The organism is Frankia sp. CcWB2, assembly GCF_977927585.1.
The window spans coordinates 6774-10736 of sequence record NZ_CDWRCM010000022.1 but is presented as its reverse complement, the minus strand read 5'-3'; the positions used below and the strand labels follow the sequence as shown (position 1 = coordinate 10736).

At 67.4% G+C, this 3963-nt stretch carries 3 protein-coding genes and 1 pseudogene; 2 read left to right on the top strand and 2 right to left on the bottom strand.

The features are described 5' to 3' along the window. Window positions 1–322 precede the first annotated feature (322 nt). On the top strand, window positions 323–748 hold the full coding sequence (locus tag ACY45C_RS04275; protein WP_462186345.1) for a cold-shock protein: 426 nt from the start codon (window positions 323–325) through the stop codon (window positions 746–748). A 168-nt stretch (window positions 749–916) separates the two neighbouring features. On the opposite strand, the gene ACY45C_RS04270 is transcribed toward ACY45C_RS04275, so the two are convergent. Next, window positions 917–1747 (bottom strand): PhzF family phenazine biosynthesis protein, encoded by an 831-nt coding sequence (locus tag ACY45C_RS04270; protein ID WP_462186344.1) that lies wholly within the window; start codon window positions 1745–1747, stop codon window positions 917–919. Between the two features lie 251 nt (window positions 1748–1998). On the opposite strand from ACY45C_RS04270, the pseudogene ACY45C_RS04265 reads away from it, so the two are divergent. After that, a pseudogene (locus ACY45C_RS04265) lies at window positions 1999–2196 on the top strand (DUF1003 domain-containing protein); the annotation flags it as partial. Between the two features lie 121 nt (window positions 2197–2317). Here the strand turns inward: ACY45C_RS04265 and ACY45C_RS04260 are convergent. After that, window positions 2318–3520 carry a cytochrome P450 gene (locus tag ACY45C_RS04260; RefSeq protein WP_462186343.1) on the bottom strand — a complete coding sequence of 401 codons (1203 nt, stop codon included), beginning with the start codon at window positions 3518–3520 and terminating at the stop codon, window positions 2318–2320. Between the last annotated feature and the right edge of the window lie 443 nt (window positions 3521–3963).

Sequence of the window (3963 nt, the reverse complement as noted above, 5' to 3'; positions counted from 1 at the left end):
TTGTAAGCGTAGCCCCCTCGCCCGGCAGTGTCGAACACATGTTCGTTCCTGTGATCGCGGATCCGTCTTGGGGGTGTGGTCGTAATCGCGAAAGGATGACCCATCGTTCCGCGTTGAACGTTGGTCTCAACCGAGGTAGCGTGGGTGGGCATTGGCGCGGTTGTTTCCGTCGAGGGTGAGGGTGGATGCGTCGGGCTTGCGGTCGGTTGGGGCTGTGGGGGTATGCTTCACTCTCGAGCCGTCCGGCCCGCCACGTGGCGGTTGGGTGGGCGAAGTGGCGGTGGATAATCGTATGGTCTTTCGGGTGTTGTTGAGGTGAGTCGTGAGTACAGGTAAGGTTCTTCGCTTCGACCATGTTCGGGGTTACGGTTTCATAGCTCCCAGTGACGGAGGAGACGATATTTTCCTACATGCCAACGATCTTCTTGTTGAGAAGAATCTCGTCGTCCCCGGGGCCGTCATGGAGTTCGAGATCGAGGAGGGCGAGCGTGGGCTGAAGGCCAGTTCGGCCCGCATCCTCAGGTCCACACCTGCGGCTTCGGGCCTGGCCGCTCCGGCGCCGACGAGGGGAACCGTCCACGCGGACGATTCCGACGCTCTCTGTGACGTCCTGCCGGTCGGGGAGTTCACCCAGGAAATCACCGAACTGTTGCTCCGGATCGACCCGACCCTGACGGGGACGCAGATAGTTCGGGTCAGAAGCGAGCTGATGGGCGTGGCCGAGAAGTACGGTTGGATCGAGAACTGACGCGTATCCGGGCGCCTTTCCCGTGTCCGGCCGTCTCTTGCCCGGACGTGGGAGGCCTCGGGGCCTCGGGGGCGGGAGGATCTGGATCGCGCGGGCGGTCCGGCGGAGCCGGGCAGGCGCCGTCGTTCGGCGTCCCGCGCGGCGGCGGTTCTTCCCGCCGGGGGGAACCTACAGCTCGACGAAGCCGGACACGCAGGTGATCGTTTCGCCGCCGATCCAGACCGTGCCGTCCGCATCAGCGGAGATGTGCACCCGTCCGGTCCGGTGGAGCAGTGTTCCCTGGCTCACCGTGTAAGGCGCGCTCGCTCGTCCGGTCCGGAGCAGCCATTGGGCGACGGACGCGTTGAGGCTTCCGGTTACCGGATCCTCCCTCATCGTGCCGTTCACGGGGAAGAAGGCCCGAACTTCGAACGTCTCGGTCGACTCTGGCGGATACGGGCCGAGCACGCCGAGATGCAGGTCGACGATGCCCGGTTGCAACGCGAGGACCGCCTCGGCGCTGTCGAGCAGAACAGCAATCCATCCCGGCCCGTTGTCCGCCCACTCGGCGGCCACGATGTCGTCGCGGGCGATGCCCAGCACCGTGCTGATGCGCTGGATGAGTGCCTCCTCGACCGGCCTCGAGCGTCGCAGCGGGGGTGCGGCGAACGCGAGTCCGTCCGCGGTCCGCCGAACGGGAATAAGCCCGGCACCGCACTCCTGAACGACCACATCGCCCCGTTCGGCCGGAGGCCGGGTGGTCAGCCAGGCGTGGCAGGTACCCAGCGTGGGATGCCCCGCGAAGGCCAGCTCGGCACCGGGCGTGAAGATCCGGACCCGGTAGTCGGCGTCCGGTGAGGTGGGCGGCAGGATGAAGGTGGTCTCCGAGAGGTTCATCCACCGGGCGAACCGTTGCATCTCCTCCGGGTCGAGTCCCGATCCGTCGAGCACGACGGCTACCGGATTGCCCTGATATGGGGATCTTGAGAAGACATCGATCTGTTGGAAGGGACGCGGCATCGGCCCAGTGTCCCGCGGCCCGCCGGCTGACCGCGCGGATGCGGGCGAGGAATTCCTGGATTCCGATCGCCAGGCGGCTGGAGACGATGGGGCGTCACCAGGAGCGGGCCGGCGCGGGAATGCCTCCGGGTGCATATCAGCATGAAGGCGTGAGTTCCTCCGCCGACACCCATGGCCGACCCCATCACGTCGAGGCGGGTGGCCGCCCGCCTCCGCCAGAACCGCGAGGCCGCCCGGCAGAACCTCCGTGCCACCTCCGTGCCGAACTCGACTTCGAGACCAACCTGCGGTCCGAGGTGTGGTCGCTCCACATCGGGCCGGCGCTCGGGCTTGGCCCCGACGAGGTGGAACGGGACGTTCAGGAGCTCGTCGCGCACGCCCGAGCGGAGATCCGTAACGGCCAGGCCGAGCTGATGGATCCGGGAGTGATGGATCCGGGAGTGCCGTGACGCCTCAGGTTCATCGTCGGCGACGACGCGGATCCGGTACCTGGTGCCAGTACCTGGTGCCCGGCGCCGGGCGCGTGGGGCCAGGTCAATCGAGCGCGACGATTCAACCGAACGCGATGATTCAGTCGAGCGCGACGACGAGACCGCGCAGCTCGTAGGCCGCGATCTCGTCCCGGAGGGTGACCTGAGGTGGGCTGGCCATGCGTAGGCCGTCGAGCATGAACAGCTTGTGCAGGAAGATGTCGGTTTCGTGGATGGCGACGTGTGCGCCGGGGCATTTGTGGGGCCCCTCGCCGAAGCTCAGCCCCGCCGGACTCACGCCGTCGCCGATCGGGCGGGCGGGGCGGACCGTGTACGGGTCGGCGCCGATGGCCTGCGTGTCGACGTTGGTGCTGCTCACCGCGATGTCGATCTGGGCGCCGGCTGGGATCGTCAGCGGGCCGCGTGGGCCCGGTAGGTGGATGTCGGCTGTCGTCCGCCGTTTGAGAGTGGAGATGACCGGTTCCAATCGCAGGAGCTCGTGCAGGATCGCGATCCGTTCGGTCTGGTCGGCGTCGCGGTAGCGGGCGCGCAGTGTGTCGTCGGTGAACAGGTGCCAGGCGGCGACGTTGATGAACTCCCGAGTGGTGATCATTCCTGCGGGTGCGAAGGTGACGCACTCGGCGAAGATCTCGGCGTTGGTGCAGCCTTGATCGATCATGTGTGAGATGAGGTCGTCGGTGCGTCGCCGACGGCGGGCGCGTACCGCGGGGCGCACGTCAGCGAGGTAGAAGGCGAGGGCGTGGCGGTTCTGCCGGATGAACTGCCTGATGCCGCGGATGCTGGTGACATTCGGCGGTCCGAGGTCTCCTTGGGCGAACCGTTCCAGGCGGGCGGCCATGCCGGGGCGGCTGTTGGTGAGGCTGATCACCGCCGCGGCGACCTCGACGGCGAGGGCGAAGCTGAGCTCGGACAGGTCGACGCTCCGCTCGCGGCGCAACCGGTCGATCTGCTCGTCGGCGACGCGGTGCATCAGCTCGCGGTAGTGCTCGTCGACCCTGCGTAGAGTGAAGAATCGTGCGGTCAGCCGGCGGCGTTCCCGGTGCTCGGGGCCGTCGCTGTGCAGCACCGGCCGGCGGATCCGCTTGGGGATCGCCTTAGAGGCGTCGATACCGAGGCCGGCCTGCTTGGTTTCCAGGCTGCGCAGCACCGCCTGTCCGGCGGCGTACCCGCTGATCCGCCATACGCCGTCGGCGCCCTGCACGACCGGGCATCCGCCGTTCGGGTCTTCGCGGTTGATCTTGCGTGCCGACGTCCCGACGTCGGTCACCACGGGATCCGCCATGGATTCTCCTTCCCAGGGCACTCCGGAAACCGACCGGGGGCGCGGCTTCAGGGCCGTCATGACTGACCGGTGAGGCGATGGAGTGCTGCTGATGTCTATCGAATCGTTGGTGGATGCGAGGGAAAGCCTCCGCCGCCCCTGCGGCTGGCTTGTTCGGGTAACGGCTCGAGGCGGAGCCGGGTGGCATCGGAGGAAGCCGTCGGCCGGACGCCCGAAACCTCTTGTAATGGCCTGTGCGCCGGCAATGGTGCCCTCGGCGCGGGGAATCCGTGACGGTCCCGGCCGTGACGGTCCGCCAGGTTCGGCGGCATGCCTCAACGGTTCTGGCCGCTTTTCACGCTCCGCTTTTCACGCTCCGGGTCCGGGTCCCGTCCGACTTTACCGGAAGGATTGGGAGGGTCGGCGCATTCGTGCCATCATTCGTGCCCTCATTCGTGCTCTCC